Annotated in this window: 25 protein-coding genes and 1 tRNA gene; 15 read left to right on the top strand and 11 right to left on the bottom strand. The window is 64.8% G+C overall.

Going from position 1 to position 22,116, the window contains the following annotated elements:
• Positions 1-13 precede the first annotated feature (13 nt).
• From ACT4OC_RS22900 to ACT4OC_RS22880, 5 genes are all read left to right on the top strand, one after another.
• Complete coding sequence (locus ACT4OC_RS22900; RefSeq protein ID WP_444841313.1) at positions 14-514, top strand: tellurite resistance TerB family protein; 501 nt, start codon at positions 14-16, stop codon at positions 512-514.
• Between the two features lie 218 nt (positions 515-732).
• Entirely contained in the window at positions 733-1,512 is a 780-nt protein-coding gene (locus tag ACT4OC_RS22895) for an SDR family NAD(P)-dependent oxidoreductase (RefSeq protein WP_444841312.1), read from the top strand.
• A 135-nt stretch (positions 1,513-1,647) separates the two neighbouring features.
• Positions 1,648-2,448 carry a glutamine amidotransferase gene (locus tag ACT4OC_RS22890; protein WP_444841311.1) on the top strand — a complete coding sequence of 267 codons (801 nt, stop codon included), beginning with the start codon at positions 1,648-1,650 and terminating at the stop codon, positions 2,446-2,448.
• 123 nt (positions 2,449-2,571) lie between these two features.
• On the top strand, positions 2,572-3,075 hold the full coding sequence (locus tag ACT4OC_RS22885; protein ID WP_444841310.1) for a nuclear transport factor 2 family protein: 504 nt from the start codon (positions 2,572-2,574) through the stop codon (positions 3,073-3,075).
• Between the two features lie 46 nt (positions 3,076-3,121).
• Positions 3,122-3,934: an enoyl-CoA hydratase gene (locus ACT4OC_RS22880; protein WP_444841309.1), complete on the top strand. Its 813-nt coding sequence runs from the start codon at positions 3,122-3,124 to the stop codon at positions 3,932-3,934.
• Positions 3,935-4,099: 165 nt separating this feature from the next.
• On the opposite strand, the gene ACT4OC_RS22875 is transcribed toward ACT4OC_RS22880, so the two are convergent.
• Positions 4,100-4,175: transfer RNA gene (locus ACT4OC_RS22875), tRNA-Ala, on the bottom strand.
• Positions 4,176-4,351: 176 nt separating this feature from the next.
• Between ACT4OC_RS22875 and ACT4OC_RS22870 the strand changes: the two genes are divergently transcribed.
• From ACT4OC_RS22870 to folD, 3 genes are read left to right on the top strand one after another with little or no spacing between them, the layout of a single operon-like run.
• Positions 4,352-4,642 (top strand): YggT family protein, encoded by a 291-nt coding sequence (locus ACT4OC_RS22870; RefSeq protein ID WP_444841308.1) that lies wholly within the window; start codon positions 4,352-4,354, stop codon positions 4,640-4,642.
• Between the two features lie 8 nt (positions 4,643-4,650).
• Entirely contained in the window at positions 4,651-4,983 is a 333-nt protein-coding gene (locus ACT4OC_RS22865) for a DUF167 domain-containing protein (RefSeq protein ID WP_444841307.1), read from the top strand.
• 1 nt (position 4,984) lies between these two features.
• Positions 4,985-5,869: a bifunctional methylenetetrahydrofolate dehydrogenase/methenyltetrahydrofolate cyclohydrolase FolD gene (folD, locus tag ACT4OC_RS22860; RefSeq protein ID WP_444841306.1), complete on the top strand. Its 885-nt coding sequence runs from the start codon at positions 4,985-4,987 to the stop codon at positions 5,867-5,869.
• 103 nt (positions 5,870-5,972) lie between these two features.
• On the opposite strand, the gene ACT4OC_RS22855 is transcribed toward folD, so the two are convergent.
• The 4 genes from ACT4OC_RS22855 to ACT4OC_RS22840 form a co-directional block, all read right to left on the bottom strand.
• Positions 5,973-7,454, bottom strand: a complete 1,482-nt coding sequence (locus tag ACT4OC_RS22855; protein WP_444841305.1) for a M20 family peptidase — start codon at positions 7,452-7,454, stop codon at positions 5,973-5,975.
• 136 nt (positions 7,455-7,590) lie between these two features.
• Positions 7,591-8,121, bottom strand: coding sequence for an inorganic diphosphatase (gene ppa, locus ACT4OC_RS22850; RefSeq protein WP_444841304.1), 531 nt, complete (start codon positions 8,119-8,121; stop codon positions 7,591-7,593).
• Between the two features lie 134 nt (positions 8,122-8,255).
• Positions 8,256-8,765, bottom strand: a complete 510-nt coding sequence (locus ACT4OC_RS22845) for a GNAT family N-acetyltransferase (RefSeq protein ID WP_444841303.1) — start codon at positions 8,763-8,765, stop codon at positions 8,256-8,258.
• A gap of 44 nt (positions 8,766-8,809) precedes the next feature.
• Complete coding sequence (locus tag ACT4OC_RS22840) at positions 8,810-9,034, bottom strand: hypothetical protein (protein WP_444841302.1); 225 nt, start codon at positions 9,032-9,034, stop codon at positions 8,810-8,812.
• Here ACT4OC_RS22840 and ACT4OC_RS22835 point away from each other — a divergent pair.
• From ACT4OC_RS22835 to ACT4OC_RS22820, 4 genes are all read left to right on the top strand, one after another.
• Positions 9,033-9,923, top strand: a complete 891-nt coding sequence (locus tag ACT4OC_RS22835; protein WP_444841301.1) for an alpha/beta hydrolase family protein — start codon at positions 9,033-9,035, stop codon at positions 9,921-9,923. The genes ACT4OC_RS22840 and ACT4OC_RS22835 overlap by 2 nt on opposite strands.
• Positions 9,923-10,387, top strand: a complete 465-nt coding sequence (locus ACT4OC_RS22830) for a DUF2269 family protein (RefSeq protein WP_444841300.1) — start codon at positions 9,923-9,925, stop codon at positions 10,385-10,387. The genes ACT4OC_RS22835 and ACT4OC_RS22830 overlap by 1 nt, the downstream gene beginning before the upstream one ends.
• A 68-nt stretch (positions 10,388-10,455) precedes the next feature.
• A complete protein-coding gene (locus ACT4OC_RS22825) occupies positions 10,456-11,772 on the top strand; it encodes an SDR family oxidoreductase (protein ID WP_444841299.1) in 1,317 nt (438 codons plus the stop codon).
• A complete protein-coding gene (locus tag ACT4OC_RS22820) occupies positions 11,769-12,176 on the top strand; it encodes a thiol-disulfide oxidoreductase DCC family protein (protein ID WP_444841298.1) in 408 nt (135 codons plus the stop codon). Before ACT4OC_RS22825 ends, ACT4OC_RS22820 begins: the two co-directional genes overlap by 4 nt.
• A 12-nt stretch (positions 12,177-12,188) precedes the next feature.
• Here ACT4OC_RS22820 and ACT4OC_RS22815 read toward each other — a convergent pair whose 3' ends face one another.
• The 4 genes from ACT4OC_RS22815 to ACT4OC_RS22800 all read right to left on the bottom strand — a co-directional run bounded on the left by ACT4OC_RS22815 (position 12,189) and on the right by ACT4OC_RS22800 (position 17,334).
• Entirely contained in the window at positions 12,189-13,019 is an 831-nt protein-coding gene (locus ACT4OC_RS22815; protein WP_444841297.1) for a DUF3883 domain-containing protein, read from the bottom strand.
• 32 nt (positions 13,020-13,051) lie between these two features.
• Complete coding sequence (locus ACT4OC_RS22810; RefSeq protein WP_444841296.1) at positions 13,052-14,317, bottom strand: flavin monoamine oxidase family protein; 1,266 nt, start codon at positions 14,315-14,317, stop codon at positions 13,052-13,054.
• Positions 14,318-14,508: 191 nt separating this feature from the next.
• Positions 14,509-16,335, bottom strand: a complete 1,827-nt coding sequence (typA, locus tag ACT4OC_RS22805) for a translational GTPase TypA (RefSeq protein WP_444841295.1) — start codon at positions 16,333-16,335, stop codon at positions 14,509-14,511.
• A 237-nt stretch (positions 16,336-16,572) separates the two neighbouring features.
• Positions 16,573-17,334, bottom strand: coding sequence for a Crp/Fnr family transcriptional regulator (locus ACT4OC_RS22800; protein WP_444841294.1), 762 nt, complete (start codon positions 17,332-17,334; stop codon positions 16,573-16,575).
• A gap of 196 nt (positions 17,335-17,530) precedes the next feature.
• On the opposite strand from ACT4OC_RS22800, the gene ACT4OC_RS22795 reads away from it, so the two are divergent.
• Positions 17,531-17,911: a response regulator gene (locus ACT4OC_RS22795; protein ID WP_444841293.1), complete on the top strand. Its 381-nt coding sequence runs from the start codon at positions 17,531-17,533 to the stop codon at positions 17,909-17,911.
• An 8-nt stretch (positions 17,912-17,919) separates the two neighbouring features.
• Here ACT4OC_RS22795 and ACT4OC_RS22790 read toward each other — a convergent pair whose 3' ends face one another.
• Both ACT4OC_RS22790 and ACT4OC_RS22785 read right to left on the bottom strand, forming a co-directional pair.
• Entirely contained in the window at positions 17,920-19,470 is a 1,551-nt protein-coding gene (locus ACT4OC_RS22790) for an alkaline phosphatase D family protein (RefSeq protein ID WP_444841292.1), read from the bottom strand.
• Positions 19,471-19,658: 188 nt separating this feature from the next.
• A complete protein-coding gene (locus ACT4OC_RS22785) occupies positions 19,659-21,110 on the bottom strand; it encodes a TAXI family TRAP transporter solute-binding subunit (RefSeq protein ID WP_444841291.1) in 1,452 nt (483 codons plus the stop codon).
• Between the two features lie 164 nt (positions 21,111-21,274).
• Here ACT4OC_RS22785 and ACT4OC_RS22780 point away from each other — a divergent pair, with 164 nt between their 5' ends.
• Positions 21,275-21,580 (top strand): 4a-hydroxytetrahydrobiopterin dehydratase, encoded by a 306-nt coding sequence (locus ACT4OC_RS22780; protein ID WP_444841290.1) that lies wholly within the window; start codon positions 21,275-21,277, stop codon positions 21,578-21,580.
• Positions 21,581-21,663: 83 nt separating this feature from the next.
• Positions 21,664-22,074, top strand: coding sequence for a YkvA family protein (locus ACT4OC_RS22775; RefSeq protein WP_444841289.1), 411 nt, complete (start codon positions 21,664-21,666; stop codon positions 22,072-22,074).
• Positions 22,075-22,116 lie beyond the last annotated feature (42 nt).

The following is a 22,116-nucleotide window of genomic DNA, read 5'->3' as shown; positions in this document are numbered from 1 at the left end:
CCAGAGAGAATTGATGCTCGACGGACTTCGCCAATTCATCACCGAGATCGTTTCTCCGGACGCCCAGCAGCGTGTTTTCGACGAGGCCGATTACCGTCTTGCCGCGACGGCTCTGCTCATCCACATCGTCTCGCTCGACGGCGAGCCGACGGCGGTCGAGAGGCGCAAGCTGCACAGCCTGATCGAAACCAGCTTCAAGCTCGATCCCGGCACCGCCGATCGGTTGATCGTCTCGGCTACGCATGCCGAGAGCGATGCCGTCGATCTCTACAGCTTCACCAGCGTGATCATGCGCGAGTTGGACGAGGCAGGCCGGCGCCGCATCGTCGAGATGATGTGGGAGATGGTGTTCGCCGACGGCAAGGTCACCGAATTCGAGGACAATGTGCTGTGGCGCGCGGCCGACCTGCTCGGCATTTCCGGGCGCGATCGCGTCGAGCTAAAGCACCTGGTGCAGGAGCGCCAGGCGGCCCGTACCGGAGGCGACAAGGACAGTGCCGGCGCGGCCGTCTGATCTCGCGGGACCGGGAACCGCTGCTGCCCATTTGCACATGACCAAAATTTAACGTGGCCCGGGCGTGCAACCGGCCACCAAATGCCCCGCTTGGCGCCGTCGCGCGCCGCACTGCCGATGCCGGCCATGCGGCGGATGGCTTGCCCGCGCTTTCCGCCTATGGTCTTGTCCGCCCGCAACCGCGACGCTTCCCTGATTTTGAATAAGAGATTTGGATCGTGACCGATCGTGTGACGCTGGTTACCGGTGCTTCGGCCGGCATAGGCAAGGAACTTGCGCGTATCTTCGCTGCAAAGGGTCATCGCGTGGCGTTGACCGCGCGACGCGCGGAGCGACTCGATCAGCTTGCCTCCGAGATCGTTGCGGCCGGCGGCAAGCAGCCCCTCGTCATTCCCTGCGATCTGCAACGGGCGGACGCCTGCGACACCATCGAGCGCGCATTGGCCGCGGCGGGAGCAGAGCTCGAATATCTCGTCAACAACGCCGGCTTCGGTGTTTTCGGCCATGCCATCAAGCGCGACCGCAACGACCAGCTCGGGATCATCGCCGTCAACGTCTGTGCGCTGACCGACCTGACGCTGCGCTTTGCCGACCAGCTCATCCGCAACCGTGGTGGCATACTCAATATCGGCTCGATCGCCGGCTTCCTGCCGGGGCCGGGCATGGCGGTCTACTACGCCACCAAGGCCTACGTACTTTCGTTTACCGAAGCGATGCGTCACGAGCTGGCGCCGCTGGGTGTGCGTGTCACCGTGGTCTGCCCCGGCCCGGTCTTGACCGAGTTTCAGGCCCGGGCTGGGTTCGCGCCCGGCTATGACTCCGCCATCCTGAACGTCTCCGCCGCCGAGGTCGCGCGGCAGGGTTATGAGGGCCTGATGGCCAACAAGCGGGCAGTGCTGCCCGGGTTCGGCATCAAGATGGTGCCCTTCCTGCTACGGCTCTTTCCCCGCTCGTTCATCCTGGCGGCGGTCGGTGGTTTCCAGCTGCGAAACCGCTGAAATCCGACCGCTATCGGCTCCTCCCACATCACTGGCCCGTGATTTGCTTGGATTTTTCCGGGTGTGACCGAACTCACCTCAAATTAACGACCACTTAGGTACGATTTCACCCGAGTGCTGTCAGAAGCAAGGACCATGTCTTTTCGGCCGGCCACGCTGAGCGCCAATGTCCTGCCCTTTCCGGGCCAAGCGGCGTGCGCCGTCGAGCCGACTAGCGACCTGCTTCCCGTGCTGATCGTCCTGCATCAGGAAACCTCCACGCCCGGCCGCGTCGGCAATGCGCTGCGGGCGCTCGGCCATACCCTCGACATCCGCCGTCCGCGCTTTGGCGATCCGCTGCCGGAGACGCTCGATGCGCATGCCGGCGCCGTCTTCTTCGGCGGACCGATGAGTGCCAACGATCCCGACGACTACGTTCGCCGCGAGATCGACTGGATCGAAATTGCGCTACGCGAGCAACGGCCGTTCCTCGGCATCTGCCTCGGGGCCCAGATGCTCGCCACGCAGCTCGGAGCGATGGTCGCGCCGCATCCGCAAGGCGTTGCGCAAATCGGCTACTATCCGATCCGCCCCACGCCGGCGGGCGAGGCCGTGTGCCCGAACTGGCCCGCTCACGTCTATCACTGGCATCGCGAGGGCTTCGAGCTGCCCTGTGGCGCCGAGTTGCTTGCCGAAGGCGACGACTTCCCCGTGCAGGCGTTCCGGAGCGGCCACGCCTTCGGCTTCCAGTTTCATCCCGATGTGACCTACGCGATGATGCATTGCTGGACCACGCGCGGCTACGACAACATGGATTCGCCGGGCGCGCGGGCGCGGCATCAGCATTTTGCCGATCGCGCCGTGTACGATTTCGCCGAGCGCGCCTGGCTCAAGCGGTTCATCGACGGCTGGCTCGCGCGCCGGCCGCATCCGATGCTGGCGCAAGCCGCGGAATAGTCCGCGACGCAAAATATCCGCCTCGTGCAGCCTGTCCGCTAGAGCCCGCAGAGCGAAGGCGGAGACGGCTTGTCGTTTCCGCAGCTGTGCTAATCTCGCTCCCAAAAGAAATTGGGAGGCGGCATGACGCGCGAGGAATTCGCAACACTCCTGAGCGACTTCACGTTATCGGCGGAGAGCGGCGATGGTGCGCGCTTCGCGCGAAACTTCACCGAAGACGGCATCTATCACGACTACATCTACGGCCCGCACAAAGGCCGCGCCGACATCGCGCATATGATGCAGGATCTGTTTCACCGCGACGCCACGGACTATCGCTGGGAGATGTTCGATCCCGTGTTCGACGGCAGCATGGGCTATGCCTGGTCGCTGTCGAGCTTCACCTCCACGGTCCCGCAATTCAAGGGGCAGCGCGTGGTGATCGACGGCATGAGCCGGTTCATCGTCCGTGACGGGCTGATTGCGGAGTACCGCGAGTCCGTCAATGGAGGCGTTGCGATGTCGCAGCTCGGCGTCGAGCCGGAGCGCATGGCGAAGGTCTTCAGGCGCTGGACCGGCTGGCTGATCGAGCGTCCGGAAACGCAGGACTATCTGACGCGGCCGAAGGGCTCGCGCGCGAAATCCTGAAATCAATGAAACGCGCGCCGGCCAAGGCGCGAGCAAGGGAGACGAGATGACCTATCAGCACATCCTCTATGAAGCAAAGGACAAGATCGCGACCATCACGCTGAACCGGCCCGACCGCATGAATGCGTGGACGCCGGTCATGGAGCGCGACGTCCGCCAGGCGATGGAGACGGCAGCGGCCGACGACAATGTGCGGGTGGTCGTGCTCACCGGCGCGGGCCGCGCCTTCTGCGCCGGCGCCGACATGGATGCGCTGAAGACGCTCGATCCCGACGACATCAGGCGCGCCGCGACCCTGCCGCCGTTCGACATGAACCGCGGGCCGGATTGGCAGACGCGCTACGGCTATTACCCGTCGATCGCAAAGCCTGTTATCGGCATGCTCAATGGCGCCACCGCCGGCATTGGCCTCGTGCACGCGCTCTATTGTGACCTGCGCTTTGCGGCCGACAACACGGTGTTCACCACGGCCTTTTCCCGCCGTGGCCTGATCGCCGAGCACGGCATCAGCTGGATGCTGCCGCGCATCGTCGGCCACGCCAACGCGCTGGACCTGTTGATGTCATCGCGCCGCGTCACTAGCGACGAGGCGCTGCGCATCGGGCTCGTGAACCGGATTTATCCGCCGGAGCAGCTGGCCGAGCAGACCTATGCCTACGCCCGCGATCTCGCCGATTTCGTCTCGCCGAGCGCGATCGCCGTGATCAAGCGGCAGCTTTACGACGTGCCGTTCCAGACGCTGGCGGAGGCGACGATCGATGCGAATCGGGAAATGGTGATCGCGCTCAGGGGTAGCGATTTCCGGGAAGGCGTGGCGAGCTTCATGGAGAAGCGGCCGCCAAGGTTTACGGGGAAGTGAGGGGGGAGAGGGGTCAAGGCCTGTCCAGGCCCGCCGTCGCCCTTCCGCCTCCGCTCAGCGAGCTTCGGCGTGACGAGTCGGGCTATGGCGGGCAGCCTTCGCTCACTTCGCTACGAGAGAGGGTACCGGGCTTGCCGAGCCGTAGCTGGCGAAGCCAGCGAAGGCTGGTGGAGCCAGGCGGGATCGAACCGCCGACCTCGTCATTGCGAACGACGCGCTCTCCCAGCTGAGCTATGGCCCCGTCGCGACCGCCTTTGAAGGCGGTCGACAATCGGCGCCATTTACCTGCTGCGGACATGCCAAGTCAAGGACGGTCAATCTGCGGTTTTCCGCACTATTTTGCCGGGAACTTCCCTTGTTTGCCGGGGGGCGAACCGATATTTAGCAGGGCATCACACCTCGCGAGCTCCCCCCGCCATGCGCGCTGTTCTCGACATCCTCCTGATCGTCCTTGACCTCTATGTCTGGCTGCTGATCGCCTCGGCGATCCTGTCCTGGCTGATCGCCTTCAACGTCGTGAACACCCGCAACCAGTTCGTCGCGGCGGTTTCCGAGTTCCTGTGGCGGATCACCGAGCCGGTGCTGCGCCCGATACGCTCGTTCATCCCGTCGCTTGGCGGGCTCGATATCTCGCCGATCATCGCGATCCTGGCCATCATGTTCATCCAGCGGGTGATCACCTATTACGTTTATCCGAACGTCGTCTGAGCGGGTCGTTGGTTGAACCCTGGCGCTATTCGGGCACCGGCATCAGCATCGCCTTGCGCGTGACCCCGCGCGGCGGCCGTGACGACGTCGACGGCATCGAGACGCTGGCCGACGGCCGGTCGGTGCTGAAGGTCCGCGTCCGGGCGATTGCGGACGGCGGGGCCGCCAACAAGGCGGTGACGGAATTGCTGGCGAAAGCGCTGCGCGTGCCCAAGGGAAACGTGAAGATCCTGTCGGGGGCGACCTCGCGCCTCAAGCAGGTTGCGGTCGACGGCGACCCCAAATCGCTAGGCGAAGCCCTGCGTGCGCTAACCGCCAAAAGTTCTGAACGGAAGGATTGAGATGACCGCCCGCATCATCGACGGAAAAGTCATTGCCGCCGACCTGCGCGCCCGCGTCGCCGACGAGGTCGCGCGGGTCAAGCGCGAGAATTCCCTGACCCCGGGGCTTGCGGTGGTGCTGGTCGGCAACGATCCCGCCAGCGAGGTCTATGTCCGCAGCAAGCACACCCAGACCCAAGCCGCCGGCATGGCCTCCTTCGAGCACAAGCTGTCGGCCGAGGTGTCGCAGGCCGATCTGCTGGCGCTGATCGGAAAACTCAACCGCGATCCCGCCGTGCACGGCATTCTCGTGCAATTGCCGCTGCCGAAGCATTTGCATACGGAGACCGTCATCAACGCCATCGACCCCGCCAAGGACGTCGATGGCCTGCATCCGAACAATGCCGGGCGCCTCGCCGGCGGTTTTGCCGCGCTGTCGCCATGCACGCCGCTCGGCTGCATCATCCTGACCAAGAGCGTGCATCCCTCGCTCGAGGGCATGAACGCGATCGTGATCGGCCGCTCCAACCTGGTCGGACGGCCGCTATTGCAGCTGCTGCTCAACGAGAACGCCACGGTGACGATCGCGCATTCGCGCTCGCGCGACCTGCCGAAGCTGTGCGCGCAGGCCGACCTGGTCTACGCTGCCGTCGGCAAACCCGAGATGGTGCGCGGCGACTGGCTGAAGCCCGGCGCCACCGTGATCGATGTCGGTATCAACCGCATCCCGACGGCCGAAGGAAAGACCAGGCTGATCGGCGACGTCGCCTTCCAGGAAGCGCTCGGCGTTGCCGGCGCCATCACGCCGGTGCCCGGCGGCGTCGGCCAGATGACGGTGGCGTGCCTGTTGGTGAACACGCTGCGCGCGGCGTGTGCCATTCACAAGCTGCCCGCGCCGGGAGTCTAGTCTCCGCCGTCATTGCGAGGAGCGAAGCGACGAAGCAATCCAGCTTCGTGCTTGCTGCACAATGGATTGCTTCGCTTCGCTCGCAATGACGGAAGCGGGAGTCTCACCCCGCCGCATTCTCCAGCAGCCGCCGATAGAACCGGATCATGTCGGCATAGCCCTCGATCGACAGCCGCTCGTTGGTGCCGTGGAAGCGCTTCAGGTCCTCGCCATTGGCGCGCACCGGCGAGAAGCGGAAGATCTTGTCGGCGACGCCGGCATAGTGCCGCGAGTCCGTCGCGCCGACCATCAGGCCGGGCGCGACGATCACGTCGGGAAAGATCTCGCGGATGGTGCGGTTGAGCATCCGGTAGGACGGATTCGCGGTACCCGTCGCGGCGGGCGGATCGAAATTGCCGGGGAACGGCTTGATCGCGATGCGCTCGTTCCGGATGGTCTCGCGCACGTGCTCGGTGACGCTCGCCTGCGTATCGCCGGGAAGCAGGCGGAAATTCACCGTCGCATCGGCATGGCCGGGCAGCACATTGTCCTTGTCGCCGGCGTTGAAGATGGTCAGCGCCGTCGTGGTGCGCACGGCGGCTTCGGTCGGCCCGGTCTTGGCGAGTTCGCGCAGCAGCAGCGGCTTGAACAGCCAGAGATTGGACAGCGCCACGCGGTTGACGCCGCGCATCTCGGGCGCCAGCGTGTCGAACATCTCCGCCACCGTGCCACGGATTTGCAGCGGCAGGCGGTGATCTTCCAGCCGCGCCAGCGCCGCGGCCATCATGCCGATCGCGGTATCGCGCGGCGGCATCGAGGAATGTCCGGGGGTGGCCTCCGCATGCAACGCCAGGGTCGCATAGCCTTTCTCGGCGAGCCCGATCAGCGCCGCCGGCCTGTCGAGACCTTTGAGGAGACCGTCGGTGATCAGCAAGCCCTCGTCGATCACGAAGTCGAGCTTCACCCCGCGCGAGGCGAGCAGGCCCGCGATGTTCTTCGCGCCGCGCAGGCCCGCGATCTCCTCGTCATGGCCGAAGGCGAAATAGATGGTGCGCTTCGGCTTGAAGCCGGCTTTCGCCAGCGCCTCGGCGGCTTCCAGCATGGAATAGAGGTTGCCCTTGTCGTCCCATGAGCCGCGCCCCCAGATGAAGCCGTCGGCGACGACGCCGTCATAGGGCGGATGCTGCCAATCCTTGTCGGTGCCCGGCGCGACCGGAACGACGTCCTGATGCGCCAGCAGCGCGATCGGCTGGGCCTTGGGGTCGGAGCCCTCCCAAGTGTAGAGCAGGCTCAGTTCGGCGACCAGCTCGCGCTTCGCCGCGGCATGGAATGCCGGAAAACTCTTTTCGATATGCGCGTGCATGTCGCGCAGCGCATCGGCGTGCTGCTCGGGTTTCTCGTAGGAGGAAATGGTGCGAAAGCGGATCGCCTCGGCGAGCCGCCCCGCCGCGCCTTGCGCATCGACCTGCGCCTTCGGCACGGCCGCGACCTGCAGCTGCCGCGAGCCGTGGCCAACGACGTTGAAGGCGAGCACGGCAGCGAGGACGACGGCCGCCGCGATTAGCACCAGGAAGACGTTGCGGATGATTTCGATGAGGCGTCGCATGCTGGCTCTCCCCTCATGGTGAGGAGCGCGTCTTCGCGCGTCTCGAACCATGAGGCCATCGGTCTGTCGGCATTCGGGCCTTCATCCTTCGAGACGCCCGCAAGTGCGGGCTCCTCGGGATGAGGAGCCAAGATCCCTACTTCTTCTTCGCCCGCTCGATGCCTTCCATGATCAGCTGCTGCGCTTCGGCGGCATCGCCCCACTTCAGCACCTTTACCCATTTGCCTTTCTCGAGATCCTTGTAGTGCTCGAAGAAGTGCTGGATTTGCTGCAGCGTAATCTCGGGCAGGTCGCCGAAATTCCTGATCTTGTCGTAGCGCTGGGTCAGCTTCGACGACGGCACGGCGATGATCTTCTCGTCGCCGCCGGCTTCGTCCTCCATCAAGAGCACGCCGACCGGGCGCACGCTCATCACGGCGCCCGGCACGATGGCGCGGGTGTTGACGATCAGGACGTCGCAAGGGTCGCCGTCGCCGGACAGCGTGTGCGGGATGAAGCCGTAGTTTCCGGGATAGCGCATCGGCGTGTAGAGGAAGCGGTCGACTACCAGCGTGCCGGCTTCCTTGTCCATCTCGTACTTGATCGGCTCGCCGCCGACCGGCACCTCAATGATGACATTGACGTCGTGCGGCGGGTTCTTTCCGATCGAAATGGCGTCGATGCGCATGGGTGGCTCCGCCGTTGCGAGGTCAGTCTGACTGTCATACGCGGGCTTGACCCGCGTATCCATCGCACTTTCAAGGAGCGCTTTAGGAAAAGATGGATTGCCGGGTCAAGCCCGGCAATGACCGCAGAGGAGACTCAGTTGGTCCAGGCGAAGGCGACCTTGTCGAGCGACTTCGGCCCGAACTTTTCCGAAGAACGCGCCACCATGCGGCCGCCGAGCGCGCGGTAGAATTCGGTCGCCGGCTCGTTGTCGGACAGTGCCCAGATCACCATGCTCTTCAGGCCGCTCTGCATGAGGTCGCGCCGCGCCGCGTTGAACAGGCGGCGGCCGAAGCCCAGCCCCTGGAATTCCGGCCGCAGGTAGAGCTCGTAGATCTCGCCGTCGAAATGCAGGCTGCGGGCGCGGTTGCGGCCGTAATTGGCGTAGCCGGCGACCTTGTCGCCGAACACCAGCACGCTGACGCGGCTGCCCTTGCGGATCGCGCTGTCCCACCATTGCGGGCCGCGGCGATTGATCAGCTTCTCCAGCTCCGCGCCGGGGATGATGCCCTGATAGGCCGAGCGCCAGGCTTCGTCATGCGTGGACGCCACCGCGGTAGCATCCGCAGCTTTGGCAGGCCGTACCTCGATCAGGGTTGTGCTCATGCGCCGATCAAAGCAAGTCGCCGCCTTCGCTTCAAGGTCCATCGTTAATTATCGGTTAACCTGTGGACTTTTTGCATCAGTCTTTCGTTAACCGTGTGCCGAAAGAGGACAGGTTGCTGACCTAACCCGGATTCCGCTGATGTATCAGCAATCAGCACGGCCTCATCGCTTCGCTCATGGCGAGCAAAACCTCCCGGAAAATCCGCGCAAAGTGATTCGTTGTCGGTATTCTGCGGGCGGTTTTCCCCCGCTCTGTCCGGCAGCTTCATGCGCGCGGTCAAATCGCTGTTATTGCTGGTCGTGCTTGCGGTCGTCTCCCTGCATGCCGCGCTCGCGCAGAGCCGATTCGGCCCTGGCGGCGACGAGGCCGGGCCCCACCGCATGCAGCCATGGCGGGTGCCGACGCCGCTGGCGGACGTCGCCGCGCACGCGCTGCTGTTTCGCCCCGCGGGCGAGGGACCGTTTCGACTTGCCGTGATCGCGCATGCGACGACGCAAAACGTGCTGCGCCGGGCGCAGATGAAGCAGCCGGAGTACCGCGCGCTCGCAGCCTTTCTGGTCGCGCGCGGATTTGCAGTGCTGGTGCCGGAACGTCCGGGCCATGGTGCGACCGGCGGCAAGTATCTGGAGGACCAGGGCGGCTGCGACGAGGCGGACTACGCGCGCAGCGGCCGCGCCACGGGGCAGGCGATCGCCGCGGCAATGGATTTCATGCGCCGGCAGCCCTTCATCAAGCCCGATGGCGTCGTCGTCGTCGGCCATTCCGCCGGCGGCTGGGGTGCTTTGGCGCTTGCCGGCCGGACCGACGTCTCGGCCATCGTCGCGTTCGCCGCCGGGCGCGGCGGCCGGGCCAACGACTTTCCGAACCAGGTCTGCGCGCCCCATATGCTGAAGGCTGTCGCGGCGGAGTTCGGCAAGGGCGCGCGCGTCCCGGTGACCTGGCTGGTCGCCGCCAATGACAGCTATTTTGCGCCTGCCTTCTCGAAGCAGCTGGCCGATGCCTTTCGCGGCGCCGGCGGCAAGGTGAGTTTTGCCGCGCTTGCCGCGCATGGCGGCGAAGGGCACTGGTTGCCGGAGAGCGAAAGCGGGGTCAGACTTGCCGCGTCCGAACTCGAGCGCGCGCTGAAGCCGATCCGGGCGGCGGCGGGAAAACGCTGATGCCGTTCCTCCTCATCGAATATCTGCACGTGCTCGGCGCCATCGTGATCCTCGGCACCGGCACCGGCATCGCCTTCTTCATGCTGATGGCGCACCGCACGGGCGATGCCGCCTTCATCGCCAGGACGGCGGACGTCGTCGTCATCGCCGATTTCATCTTCACGCTGTCCGCTGCGCTGCTGCAGCCCGTCACCGGCAGTCTGCTGATGTGGTTGTCCTCGACCTCGACCACGGAGGGCTGGCTGATGACGGCGCTCGCGCTCTACGTGATTGCCGGCGCGTTCTGGGTGCCGGTCGTATTCATGCAGATCGAGATGCGCGATCTCGCCCGGGTCGCCGTCACCGGCGGCACCCCGCTGCCGCCGCGCTATTTTGCGCTGTATCGCCGCTGGTTCCTGTTCGGCATTCCCGGGTTCGGCTCGGTGATGGCGATCCTCTGGCTGATGATCGCAAAGCCGTTCTAGAGCATGATCCCGAAAAGTGGGAACCGGTTTTCGGACAAGATCATGCTCAAACAACTAGATGAGCTTCGATGGGCACTTCGCGCAAGATTCTCGTCCTCGGCGCCTCCGGCCTGATCGGCCGCTTCGTCACCGACGATCTGCGCGTGCGAGGTTTCGTGGCGGTCGGCGTCGCCCGGAAATTCTCCGCCTCGCAAGCGAACGGCCCGCTCGACCTGGAGCTGCCCGTCATGTCCATGGACGCCTCGGCGCTTGCGCGACTGCTGCGAGAGCGTGCCATCGACGTCGTCGTCAACTGCCTCGGCGTGCTGCAGGACGGCCCCGGCAGCGACACCGCTGCCGTGCACCGCGATTTCGTCGCGCGGCTGCTGCGGGCCATCCGCGAGAGCGGCCGCGCCATTCGCCTCGTTCACATCTCGATCCCCGGCACCGCCGAGACCGACCGCACCGCCTTTGCGTCCAGCAAGCGCGAGGCCGAAAGGCTGATCGCGGCGTCCGGCATCGCCTACGCGATTCTGCGCCCCGGCTTTGTGGTCGCGCCCGCAGCCTATGGCGGCAGCGCCATGCTGCGCGCGCTGGCGGCGCTGCCGGTCGATCTGCCGGCGCGCGAGGCGGCGGCGCCGTTCCAGCCGGTTGCGGTGGAAGACATCGCGAAAACCATCGCCTGGCTCGCCGGGCGCGATGGGAGCGAAGCGCCTGCCGTGACGTGGGACCTGATGCAGAAGGAGCCGGTCACGCTCGGCGGCGTCATCAAGCAGTTCCGCCATGCCTTCGGCACCGCGGCATGGCCGAGGTTGCGGCTGCCTGCCTTCCTGCTCGATCTCGGCGCCAGGCTCGGCGATCTCGCCAATCTCCTCGGCTGGATGCCGCCGATGCGGAGCACGGCGATTGCGGAACTCCGCCGCGGCGTCGCCGGCGATCCCGGAGGCTGGATCGCGGCGACTGGCATTGCGCCGAGGACCATCGGGCAGATGGTGGGCAGCGGCACGGCCACGATCCAGGACAAGTGGTTTTCCCGGCTGTTCCTGGTCAAGGCGCTGGTGATCGCCAGCCTGGTGCTGTTCTGGCTGATGTCGGGCTTTATCGCGCTCGTGGTGTCCTACGAGGCCGCCGCGAATATCCTGCGCACCCACAATTTCCCGCCGGCGCTCGTCGATCCCCTCACCATCGCCACCAGCCTGATGGATATGTCGATCGGCGTGCTCATCGCCTTCCGCCGCACCTGTGCCTTCGGGCTCGTCGCGGGTATGATGGCCTCCCTCGGCTACATGGCCGGCGCCGCCGTCCTGACGCCCGATCTCTGGATCGAGCCGCTCGGCGCGCTGGTGAAGACCGGTCCCGCGATCGTGCTGATGCTGGTCGCGCTGCTGACGTTGGACAACCGATGAGCATTTGGCCGGACGATAACGTGATCCTGTACGACGGCGTCTGCGTGTTCTGCTCGCGCTGGGTACGCTTCGTGGCCACGCGCGACGTCAACCAGAAATTCCGCTTCACCGCGATCCAGTCGCCCTACGGCACGCGCCTGGCGCAGGCCTTCGGCATCAAGCCGGCCGCCCCCACTACCAACGCCGTGATCCATGGCGGCGTCGCCTGGTTCAAGTCCGACGCCGCGTTGACGGTGGTGAGCCAACTGCCGGGCTGGCAATGGGTGATGGTCCTGTTCGCAGTGCCGAGGCCCTTGCGCGACCTCGTCTACAACCTCATCGCCCGCAACCGTTATCGCATCTTCGGCAAGTACGACGAGTGCTTCGTGCCGGACGAGGATATGCGGGCGCGGGTGCTGGAGTAGAGACCGTGTTCCCTACTTGAAGGACGCTTCAAATGAAAGCGGCTCAAGGTGAACGAACTCATCCAGAGGAGGAGCAAGCTCGAACATCTTCGGGATTTTGGAGAAGTCGTACAGGCGGCAAATTCGGAACTCCCGCGGCCGTTCCTTCGAAAAGGAAAGTTCGTTCCTCGTTAGATAGAAAGGAGCCGTCTGCGAGCCCACCGTTGTCTTGACTTCGAGAAATCGCTCGCTGCCTTTTTGATCAAAGGACAAGATGTCGTAACCGGCGCCATCACCATCTTCTTGGGATATCCATCGGACCTTCCTGGCGAGATCGGATCTATCCATTTGTTTCAAGCGCTGCTGCTCAAACTTGAAGACCATTTCTTCGCCATTGTAACCGAGTTGGCGATTCAAGAAGTCTCTATCGGCGGGGTTAAACTTCCGAACGAGACGCTGAACAAATTCCGGATGATCCTTCTTGGGTTCGAGCTGAGGCGGAGGCTCTACAAAAAGGTGGGGTCTTTCTGAAAAGACCTGAGCCAGCGCTTCCGGACGCTGGGCGGCCGGATGCTTCAGTATGTATCGCTCGACCGCATCTACGATGGACTTCTGGAAGTGTGCTCTCGGCTTGTATCCATTGATCCAGGGTAGATCGAGTAGCTGCAACACCGCTGAAATGTTGTGATGCTTGAATTCGATCGAGCCATTGCTGCGATCAATTTGGCCCATGAGAGCCTTCCGATGCTGGGTCTTATCGTAGGATGCCCGCCGTATTTCGGCATTTAGCATCGCGAAGTAGTCAGCAACGATCAGGTCGAGCTCCTTGGCCGTCCAGTCCTCGTTGCGTTCCCCGTCCGCCATTTCGAAAAAATGAATGAAATGGCAGCGGCCGTCTAGCCCTGTCCTGGCTTCAAACTAGCCATGACTTCCTGGGCCGCCCGCTCGCCGCTGTCCCTCGCCCCATGCGCCGTCGAGAAGAAGTCCGGCGAGGTCGCCTCCCCCGCGAAGAACAGCCGTCCGTCCACCGGCGCAGCTAGCGCCGCACGATCGCCGGCATGTCCCGGCAGCGCATGTGAATACGATCCTCGCGCCCATGGATCGTGGGCCCATCGCGACTCCGCGAGCGGTTTCAGTTTGCGGCGGAAGTCGTTGCCGAGGATGCCCGCGATCTCGTCGATCGCCGCGGCGCATATTGCACCGTCGCCCGCGTCTTCCAGTTGCCGGGCAAAACGGCCGCCGAAGAAGCCTTCGATGCAGGGCTGGCCGAACGGGCGCAGATGATAGGTCCCCATTTCGGTGCGCATGGTGGCGGCGCGGAGGTTGCCCTCGATCGGCAGGGTTTCGGGGCCGGCGAGGGCGATTGTGACCTTGTCGGCGAGGCCGAGCGGCAGGCCGCGGGCGGCGTCGAGCTTGGCAGGCAATGCAGGATGGAAGCGGATCGTCTCGTCGGCGATCAGGTTGGTCGGCACCGTGACGATCGCCTTGTCGGCGCTGAGCGTTCCGCGCGACGTCTCGATGCGCACGCGCTTGCCGGAATGGTCGATCAGCGTCGCGGCGCAGTTCAGCGCCAGCGGGCAGGCGGCGCCGTAGGCGGCCACCAGCGCGCCATAGCCGCGTCGGACGCGCCAGTTGATGTTGCTGTCCTCGTAGGCGTCCATGTCTGATATGGAGACGCGGTCGAGCTCGCTGCCGTTGATGTAGGTGGAGATCGCATCGATCATCGGATTCCAGCGGTTGCCGGGCTCGAGATATCGACTGGCCGGCTCGTCGCGCCCGGCGCGGCGCGCTTTCTCTGCGGCCTCTTCGGCGCGGTCATAGAATTCGTCCAACGCGCGGATGAATGCGTTGCGCTCCTTTTGCGGAAACGCGTTGCCATAGGCGCGTTCGCGCCAGGGGGGCAGCGTCTTGTCGAGCTCGAAGCCGAATTGCTCGGCGATGGGAACGAACGAGTTCTCGTCGGCCGAATGCAGCCAGCCGCAGCCGACATCGAAGATCACGTCGGGCGAGGCCTGGATCGTGTGCGCCCGCCCGCCGACGCGCTCGCGCGCCTCCAGCACGATCACGGAGAGGCCGCTATCCTTCAGCGCGTTCGCCGCGCCAAGGCCGGCGGCGCCCGCGCCGATGATGGCGACATCAACGGTGGAGGGGAGGGAGGTCATGCGAGCGCTCTAGCACGTTCGACGCCGTGCCAGAAGCCGCGCAAAAGCGGCTGTGACAGCGCAACGAAGACAATACTATCGTGTCCCGGAACGCTGCTCCGCAGAGCCGGGACCCAGTCTTTTCCGAGGCATGGGCCCGGCTCAGCAGTGCACCGCTACGCGCTGCACTGCGTCCGGGGCAAGAGACCTGATCAGGCCACCGCTTCCTTGGCCTTTTCCGCGCGCTTGCGGTCGTTGGCGTCGAGGAACTTCTTGCGCAGGCGGATCGACTTCGGGGTGACCTCGACCAGCTCGTCGTCCTCGATATAGGCGAGCGCCTTTTCCAGCGTCATCCGGATCGGCGGGGTCAGGCGCACCGCCTCGTCCTTCGAGGTGGTGCGGATGTTGGTAAGCTGCTTGCCCTTGAGCACGTTGATCTCAAGGTCGTTGTCGCGGGTGTGCTCGCCGACGATCATGCCACGATAGACCTTCCAGCCCGGCTCGATCATCATCGGGCCGCGGTCTTCCAGCTTGAACATGGCGTAGGCCACCGCGTCGCCCTGGTCGTTGGAGATCAAAACGCCGTTGCGGCGGCCCTGGATCTCGCCCTTGTAGGGCGCATAGCCGTGGAACAGGCGGTTCATGATCGCGGTGCCGCGGGTGTCGGTGAGCAGCTCGCCCTGATAACCGATCAGGCCGCGGGTCGGCGCGTAGAACACCAGGCGCAGGCGGTTGCCGCCGGAGGGACGCATCTCGATCATCTCGGCCCTGCGCTCGCTCATCTTCTGCACGACGACGCCGGAATGCTCCTCGTCGACGTCGATGACGACCTCCTCGATCGGCTCCATCGTCTGTCCGGTCGCCTCGTCCTTCCTGAGCACGACGCGCGGACGCGACACCGAGAGCTCGAAGCCCTCGCGGCGCATGGTCTCGATCAGGATCGCCAGCTGCAATTCGCCGCGGCCGGACACTTCCATGGCGTCCTTGTCGGCGGCTTCCACCACGCGCAGCGCGACATTGCCTTCGGCTTCGCGCAGCAGGCGGTCGCGGATCATGCGCGAGGTGACCTTGTCGCCCTCGGTGCCGGCGAGCGGCGAGTTGTTGACGATAAAGGACATCGACACCGTCGGCGGATCGATCGGCTGCGCCGGCAGCGGCGTCTCGACGGAAGGATCGCAGAAGGTGTCGGCGACAGTGCCCTTGGTAAGGCCGGCGATGGCGACGATGTCGCCGGCTTCGGCTTCCTCCAGCGGCGTGCGCTCGATGCCGCGGAAGGCGAGGATCTTGGTGAGGCGTCCCTGCTCGATCACCTTGCCGTCGGCGCTCAGCACCTTGATCTGCTGGTTCGGCCTGATCGAGCCCGAGGTGATGCGGCCGGTGATGATGCGGCCGAGATAGGGATTGGCTTCCAGAATGGTGCCGATCATGCGGAACGGCCCGTCCTCGACCTGCGGCGGCGCGACATGGCGCTCGATCAGGTCGAACAGCGGCTGCATGCCCTTGTCCTTCGGACCTTCCGGGCTTTCCGCCATCCAGCCTTGCTTGGCCGACCCGTAGAGGATCGGGAAATCGAGCTGCTCCTCGCTGGCATCGAGCGCTGCGAAGAGATCGAACACCTCGTTGATCACTTCGGTCGGCCGCGCGTCGGGGCGGTCAACCTTGTTGATGACGACGATCGGCTTCAGGCCCACCTTGAGCGCCTTCGACACCACGAACTTGGTCTGCGGCAGCGGGCCTTCGGCGGCGTCCACCAGCACCAGCGCGCCGTCGACCATGTTGAGGATGCGCTCGACCTCGCCGCCGAAATCGGCGTGGCCGGGCGTGTCGACGATGTTGATGCGGGTGTCCTTCCACTGCACCGAGGCGGCCTTGGCCAGGATGGTGATGCCGCGCTCGCGCTCCAGGTCATTGGAGTCCATGGCGCGCTCCGCTACTTTTTGATTTTCGCGGAAGGTGCCGGACTGCTGCAGCAGGCGGTCGACCAGGGTGGTCTTGCCGTGGTCGACGTGGGCGATAATGGCGACGTTGCGGAGGTTCATGGGCCGTTTCTTTGTCAGGTCATGCAAGGTGATGGGCGCTCTCGCCGGAAAATCCGGGACGCCGGTTTCGGATGACGCTCAAAACCTTTGAAATTCGAGGGGCTTAGGCCCCAAAAAGGAAGCCCGGCCAAATCGACCGGGCACTCCTTGCTCGTTGCGGCGCAATATATTCAGAAAACGGCAAAAAACAACGGTCTTTCGGGGGTTTGGTTAGCTCATTTTTGGGCCCAAGCCCGCTCAATTGTCCATCGCCGGGTCCGGATAGACCCCCCGCAAGACCTCCTCGAAGTGGGATTTGACGGCCTCGTTGCAGAGACAGGCGTGCTGGCGCAATGCGTCGGGCTCGCGCACCACAATGGCGCCGCGGCGGGTCTCGAGCACGCCCTGGGCCTTGAAGGTCTGGATCACCCGGCTGGCATAGGAGCGGCCGACCCCAAGCAAGGTGGCGAGCTGCTCATGGGTGAGCGGCACCATATGGTCGCCATCGGTGCGCTCCATTGCGGAGAGGATCCACTTCGCCGTGCGCTGCTCGATCGAATGGATGGCGTTGCAGGCGGTCGACTGAAACATCTGCGCCAGCAAGCAATCGGCGTAACGGGCAAAGATGTTGCGCAGGCTCGGCGAGGCGGCTTTGGCGGATTCGAGCTTGGCAATGCCGAGCCGCATCACCGGCCCGCCGAATTTGACGGTGATGCGGGTATAGGCCGGCAGAAAACCCTGGCTGACGATGCCGCCGACCGCGCCTTCGCGGCCGATCAGGATCGTCTCCACATCGCGGCCGTCCTCGTTCGGGACCATGTAGGTGACGAGCGTCGGTCCGCAGGGGAAGTGCACGGTATGGACGTTGTCGCCGGGGTTGTAGAGAAGGTCGCCGGCTTTCGTTTCGTTGGCGGCAAGATGTGGTTCAAGCAGCGCGTAGTCACCGGCATTCAGCCGCCGCAACAGATTATTGAACGGACGGTCGGCCACTTCGGCTTTTTCGTCGCGTCGCATCAGCATCGCAGATTCCCTCCAAGCGATAAGCGACGATAGGCGATAGAGTTCCTGCTTTATGTCCACTAGTGCACAGACAACAACACATGGGATGTGATGGCTTCGCGCAGGGAACCGGCGGCGCGCTTCCATCGAGGCGCCGCCATCAGGGCCCCCTCCGGGCGTCCGCCGGGGGCATCCAATCCAACCTGACCCAGAGATCATGGAACCTGCCGATTCCCAGGGATTGCCGAACGACGTCCTGATTGTGGAGGACGATGCGATCATCGCGCTGGATTTCGAGGATACGATTCTCGGTTTTGGCGTGAAGACGGTGCGCACCGCCGGCAGCGTGGCGCGGGCATTGGAGCTGATTGCCGATCGCGCGCCTGATTTCGCCATGCTCGATGTCGGCCTCGCCGGCGGAAACAGTTTTGCGGTGGCCGAGCGGTTGCATGCGATGCAGATACCGTTCGTCTTCGTCACGGGCTATGACGGCGAGATCGCCTTGCCGCCCGCGTTGAAGGGTACGCCGAAGCTGCCGAAACCCTGCACCAGAGAGGTTCTGATAACGGCGCTGCGTCAGCACATGCAGCGCGGATAGATGCGGTTCTACACCGGCTTCGGTTCGAGCGTCGTCGACCATAGCGCGGTGTCGGCGCGGTCGCGCAGCGTCACCGTCATCCGGCCGGTCGCGCCATCGATGCGGACATGACCGAAGAACTGCATGCCGGCGGACGGCGGCAGGTTCTGCCTGCCCGGTCCCGGCGCCTTGACGAACTTCACCTCGGGTCCGAACGTGTTGTCGAGCTCGCCCGGGCCGAACGTGCCGGCATGCAGCGGGCCGGAGACGAATTCCCAGAACGGCTCGAAATCAGGGAATTGCGCCTTGTCGGGATTGTAGTAGTGCGCGGCCGTGTAGTGCACGTCGGCGGTCAGCCACACCGTGTTGACGATCCCTGCCGTCTTGATGAAGCGCAGCAGATCTGCGATCTCGAGTTCGCGGCCGCGCGGCGGGCCATCGCCCTGCGCCACCGCTTCCGAGCCGCTTTTGCTGGACCAGTCGTCGTGCACGATGATGGATAGCGGCATGTCGGAGGCGATCACCTTCCAGGTGGCGCGCGAGTTGATGAGCGCGCGCTTCAGCCAGCCGAGCTGATCGGGACCGAGGAAATACGCCTCCGGACCGTATTCCGTCTGCTGGTTTTCGCCGTTCGGTCCGCGATAGCTGCGCTCGTCCAGGATGAACACTTCGAGATGCGGGCCGTAGCCGATGTTGCAGTAGATACGGCCGGGCTCACTAAGGTTCTCGCGTGTCGGATACATTTCGTGGAAGGCGCGCCTGGCTCTCGCCGCGAGCAGGTTGATGTCGCGCACCTTGTAGGCCTGCGGCAGCTGCTTCGACGCCGACCAGTTGTTGACGACCTCGTGGTCGTCCCATTGCACGAAGATCGGCACTTCCGCATTGAAGGCGCGCAGGTTGTCGTCGAGGAAATTGTACTTGTGCGCGGCGCGGAACTCGTCGAGCGTCTCGGCGACTTTCATCTTCTCGGGAACCAGAACGTTCTTCCAGGTCCCGCCGTCGGCGAGCGTCACCTCCGGCTTCAGCGGGCCGTCGGCATAGATGGTGTCGCCGGAATGCAGGAAGAAATCCGGGTTGTGCTTGCGCATGGTGGCGAAGGTCGCCATGCCGCCGTCGTCGGGGTTGATGCCCCAGCCTTGCCCTGCGACGTCGCCGCCCCAGACGAAGCTGACGTCGCGGTTGCTCGCGGGCGCGGTGCGGAAGCGGCCGACGACCGCCTCGCCGAGGATGGTGGGATGGGCGAGGTCGCGGAATCGCACGCGATAGAAGATATCCTGCCCCGCCGGGAGATTCTCCAGCAGCATCTTTGCGGTGAAGTCGCTTTCGGGCAGCGCCGCGACCGGCGGCAGCGCGCGAAGGCCGGCAAAGGATTCGGTGGTGGAGACCTCGACCAGCATCTGCGAGGGCCGGTCGGCGCGCGCCCACACCACGCCGCTGCCGGTGCTGACGTCGCCGGACTGCACCCCTTGCGGAATCTGCGGCCGGTCCGCAGCGCGGCTGAGATAGGGCATCGCGATCGTGCCGAGCGCGGCGGCGCTGGCGGTCAAGACGAAGCGGCGGCGGGTTATTCGCACAGTCATGGGGGCCTCGCCGTCTTTTTCCCGTCATTGCGAGGAGCGAAAGCGACGAAGCAATCCAGCTTTGTGCTTGCCGCACCATGGATTGCTTCGCTTCGCTCGCAATGACGGGGGATGGTCCGGAGCGAACCGAACGGTCGGTCGAGGCTATAGGACGAACGCATGACGGCGCAACAACGCCACCGGAACGCTCAAATCGTCCCGGTGGCGCGGAGCTGCGCCGTGCGCTGCAAATACTGCGGCAGGCTCACCAGCAACGTGCGGCGGTCGGCGACCGCGTTGTGGAACTGCTCGAGCGCGATGTTGAAGGCGATCAGCGCGCCTTCCTCGATTGCGCCGTGCTCGAAACATTGCAGCGTTTCGCGCAGAATGTCGTCTGCCTCGGACTGCAACTGGTCGAGCTCGTCGGTCGATTCGCTCTTGCGGGCGGCGGCGATCATGTCCAGCAGCCGATCGCGCAGCGAGGAGTTGTTGTTGCGGTCATCCTTCTTCAGGTAGCCGGCAAACCACGCGCCAGCCGAACCCATCGCCGAGAACGCCATCAGCCCCCACCAGATGAAGTCGCTGTAGCGGTCGAGGAAAGTCTTTTCCTCGCCGTCGACGAAGGCGGCGGCGCCGGGATGCGCCGGGAGGGTGGCGTCCTTGTCGGTATCCGGCGTCTCGATCTTGGCGGCGAGCGGGAATTCGTTCTTCAGGGCCTGGCGGATCGAGAACAGCTGCCGGGTGAACGCGGCAACCGTCGATTCGGGCAAGCCTTTGCGCGCGACGATGTGATGCGCAAAGCCGATGGTCTTGACCTCTTCCTCCGGCACCGAGCCGAAGGAGCCGGCGGGGATGTCGGAAGCCTCATAGGCCGGATGGTTTTGCGCGATCGCTTCTGCGAGGTCGAGGGCGAGAATGGTCGGCGTGCCGCCGTCGCGGCTGGAGGCCAGGATCGCGTCGGTGGTGATCTTGCTGTTGACGGGACCTGCGGCGATGTAGGCGTCGGCCCGCTGGTTGCGGATCGCTTCCGCCGCCTCGTTGGCCGGGAACTGGACGATTTCGACCTTGTTCGGATCGACGCCGTATTGCTTCAGGATCACCTTCAGCAGGTTGACGTTGGCTTGGGTGCGGCCAATCACGCCAATGCGGTGGCCGGCGAGCTGCGCGATCCGGGTGATCTTCGGCGGCGTTTTCTTGCCCTTCGCCTTCGTCGTGGGCGGCACCCACAGCACGGCGACGTTCTTGCGCAGCGTGGCGACGGCCTGCGCGTTCTTCGGCACATCGAGATCGCCGCGGATGATGGCAAGGTCGGCCTTGCCGTCGGCGAGCGCCTGTGCGCTGGCGATGGCGCCTTCGGTCGGCAGCGGCCGCAGCCGGATCTGGTTGTTGCGCTGGTTGTTGAAGGCCTGCGCCAGCGTCTGCACCACCCTGAGATCGTCGCTGTTGGCGGGGCCGACCGCGACCTTCAGGATCACCGGTCGCACAGCGAAATAATAGGCGGCGGCGGCAATGCCGAGCACGGCCATCAGACCGGCCAGCGTGACGAAGGCGAGCCGGCGCTTCACCGAGCGCGATGAGCGCGGCGAAGGGATCGTCGAATAAGCGAGGTCGGGTCCGCCGGCCATGGATCGCGCAAACAACCGTTTCAAAGACAATTTCATGAGTACGAAAGCGATTAGACAGCAAATTTTAGCAAAATTTTGTTGCCGGCGCGCGGGGCCTCGCGGTCATGGTTACCGGCGCACGACACGGGGCCGATTGTGGCATGGATCGCGAGGCCGCGGCCGGTGTTAGGGTAAAGTTCCCGTGAAACGAGGAGGCGCACATGGCGGAGCGGTTATCGGCAGAGGCGAGGCAAGCGGCATTGACCGAGCTGGCGGGCTGGGAGGAGGCATCCGGCCGCGAGGCGATCGAGCGCACCTTCACTTTCAAGGATTTCAACGAGGCGTTCGGCTTCATGTCGCGCGCCGCGCTGGTCGCCGAGAAACACGACCACCATCCGGAATGGCGCAATGTCTACAAGACGGTGGAGGTGGTGCTGGCGACCCATGACGCCGGCGGGGTCACCAGGCTCGACATCGAGCTGGCCAAGGCGATGAACGGCATCGCCCGCCAGCTCGGCGTGTTCTGAAAGCCGCTTGCGCCGGCCGTTTGCTGTCCCTACCTGAATCCGGATCGCGGCGATCCGGCCGCCGCATCGTGAGGGCTGGAGCGATGGCAACGAGCGAACACGGTGTGGGGTTCGAGCCGGCCGACAGACTGGCGCAGGATCGCGACAGCGTGCGCCGGCGGTTCTGGATCAAGTTCAAGAAGGTGGTGGCGCAGCTGCCTTTCGCCGAGGATCTGCTTGCGGCCTATTACTGCGCCTTCGACCGGCAGACGCCGCGGCATGTCCAGGTCGCCCTCTTGGCCGCGCTCGCCTATTTCGTCCTGCCGTTTGACTTCATGCCGGACATGCTGCCGATCCTCGGTTTCACCGACGATGCCGCGGTGCTCGCCGCCGCCATCCGCATGGTCGCCGGCAACATCACTTCCGAGCATCGCGAGGCGGCACGGGCCGCGCTCAAGCGCGGCGTCGAGGCCGCCGATCCGTCCGCCTGGTCTAGCCAAAAGCAACAGGCGTGACCGCGGATATCGCGATCACGCCTGCAGGACTTGCCGTGCGGA

The organism is Bradyrhizobium sp. (assembly GCF_052389815.1).
Lineage (GTDB): Bacteria > Pseudomonadota > Alphaproteobacteria > Rhizobiales > Xanthobacteraceae > Bradyrhizobium.
This window is presented reverse-complemented; position numbering and strand designations above follow the sequence as displayed.

Excerpts from the sequence above, each read along its gene's own strand:
- ACT4OC_RS22900 (WP_444841313.1), top strand. The coding sequence starts at position 14 with ATGCTCGACGGACTTCGCCAATTCATCACCGAGATCGTTTCTCCGGAC.
- ACT4OC_RS22890 (WP_444841311.1), top strand. The coding sequence starts at position 1,648 with ATGTCTTTTCGGCCGGCCACGCTGAGCGCCAATGTCCTGCCCTTTCCG.
- ACT4OC_RS22885 (WP_444841310.1), top strand. The coding sequence starts at position 2,572 with ATGACGCGCGAGGAATTCGCAACACTCCTGAGCGACTTCACGTTATCG.
- ACT4OC_RS22880 (WP_444841309.1), top strand. The coding sequence starts at position 3,122 with ATGACCTATCAGCACATCCTCTATGAAGCAAAGGACAAGATCGCGACC.
- ACT4OC_RS22870 (WP_444841308.1), top strand. The coding sequence starts at position 4,352 with ATGCGCGCTGTTCTCGACATCCTCCTGATCGTCCTTGACCTCTATGTC.
- folD (WP_444841306.1), top strand. The coding sequence starts at position 4,985 with ATGACCGCCCGCATCATCGACGGAAAAGTCATTGCCGCCGACCTGCGC.
- ACT4OC_RS22855 (WP_444841305.1), bottom strand. The coding sequence starts at position 7,454 with ATGCGACGCCTCATCGAAATCATCCGCAACGTCTTCCTGGTGCTAATC.
- ppa (WP_444841304.1), bottom strand. The coding sequence starts at position 8,121 with ATGCGCATCGACGCCATTTCGATCGGAAAGAACCCGCCGCACGACGTC.
- ACT4OC_RS22845 (WP_444841303.1), bottom strand. The coding sequence starts at position 8,765 with ATGAGCACAACCCTGATCGAGGTACGGCCTGCCAAAGCTGCGGATGCT.
- ACT4OC_RS22835 (WP_444841301.1), top strand. The coding sequence starts at position 9,033 with ATGCGCGCGGTCAAATCGCTGTTATTGCTGGTCGTGCTTGCGGTCGTC.
- ACT4OC_RS22840 (WP_444841302.1), bottom strand. The coding sequence starts at position 9,034 with ATGAAGCTGCCGGACAGAGCGGGGGAAAACCGCCCGCAGAATACCGAC.
- ACT4OC_RS22830 (WP_444841300.1), top strand. The coding sequence starts at position 9,923 with ATGCCGTTCCTCCTCATCGAATATCTGCACGTGCTCGGCGCCATCGTG.
- ACT4OC_RS22825 (WP_444841299.1), top strand. The coding sequence starts at position 10,456 with ATGGGCACTTCGCGCAAGATTCTCGTCCTCGGCGCCTCCGGCCTGATC.
- ACT4OC_RS22820 (WP_444841298.1), top strand. The coding sequence starts at position 11,769 with ATGAGCATTTGGCCGGACGATAACGTGATCCTGTACGACGGCGTCTGC.
- ACT4OC_RS22815 (WP_444841297.1), bottom strand. The coding sequence starts at position 13,019 with ATGGCGGACGGGGAACGCAACGAGGACTGGACGGCCAAGGAGCTCGAC.
- ACT4OC_RS22810 (WP_444841296.1), bottom strand. The coding sequence starts at position 14,317 with ATGACCTCCCTCCCCTCCACCGTTGATGTCGCCATCATCGGCGCGGGC.
- typA (WP_444841295.1), bottom strand. The coding sequence starts at position 16,335 with ATGAACCTCCGCAACGTCGCCATTATCGCCCACGTCGACCACGGCAAG.
- ACT4OC_RS22800 (WP_444841294.1), bottom strand. The coding sequence starts at position 17,334 with ATGCTGATGCGACGCGACGAAAAAGCCGAAGTGGCCGACCGTCCGTTC.
- ACT4OC_RS22795 (WP_444841293.1), top strand. The coding sequence starts at position 17,531 with ATGGAACCTGCCGATTCCCAGGGATTGCCGAACGACGTCCTGATTGTG.
- ACT4OC_RS22790 (WP_444841292.1), bottom strand. The coding sequence starts at position 19,470 with ATGACTGTGCGAATAACCCGCCGCCGCTTCGTCTTGACCGCCAGCGCC.
- ACT4OC_RS22785 (WP_444841291.1), bottom strand. The coding sequence starts at position 21,110 with ATGAAATTGTCTTTGAAACGGTTGTTTGCGCGATCCATGGCCGGCGGA.
- ACT4OC_RS22780 (WP_444841290.1), top strand. The coding sequence starts at position 21,275 with ATGGCGGAGCGGTTATCGGCAGAGGCGAGGCAAGCGGCATTGACCGAG.
- ACT4OC_RS22775 (WP_444841289.1), top strand. The coding sequence starts at position 21,664 with ATGGCAACGAGCGAACACGGTGTGGGGTTCGAGCCGGCCGACAGACTG.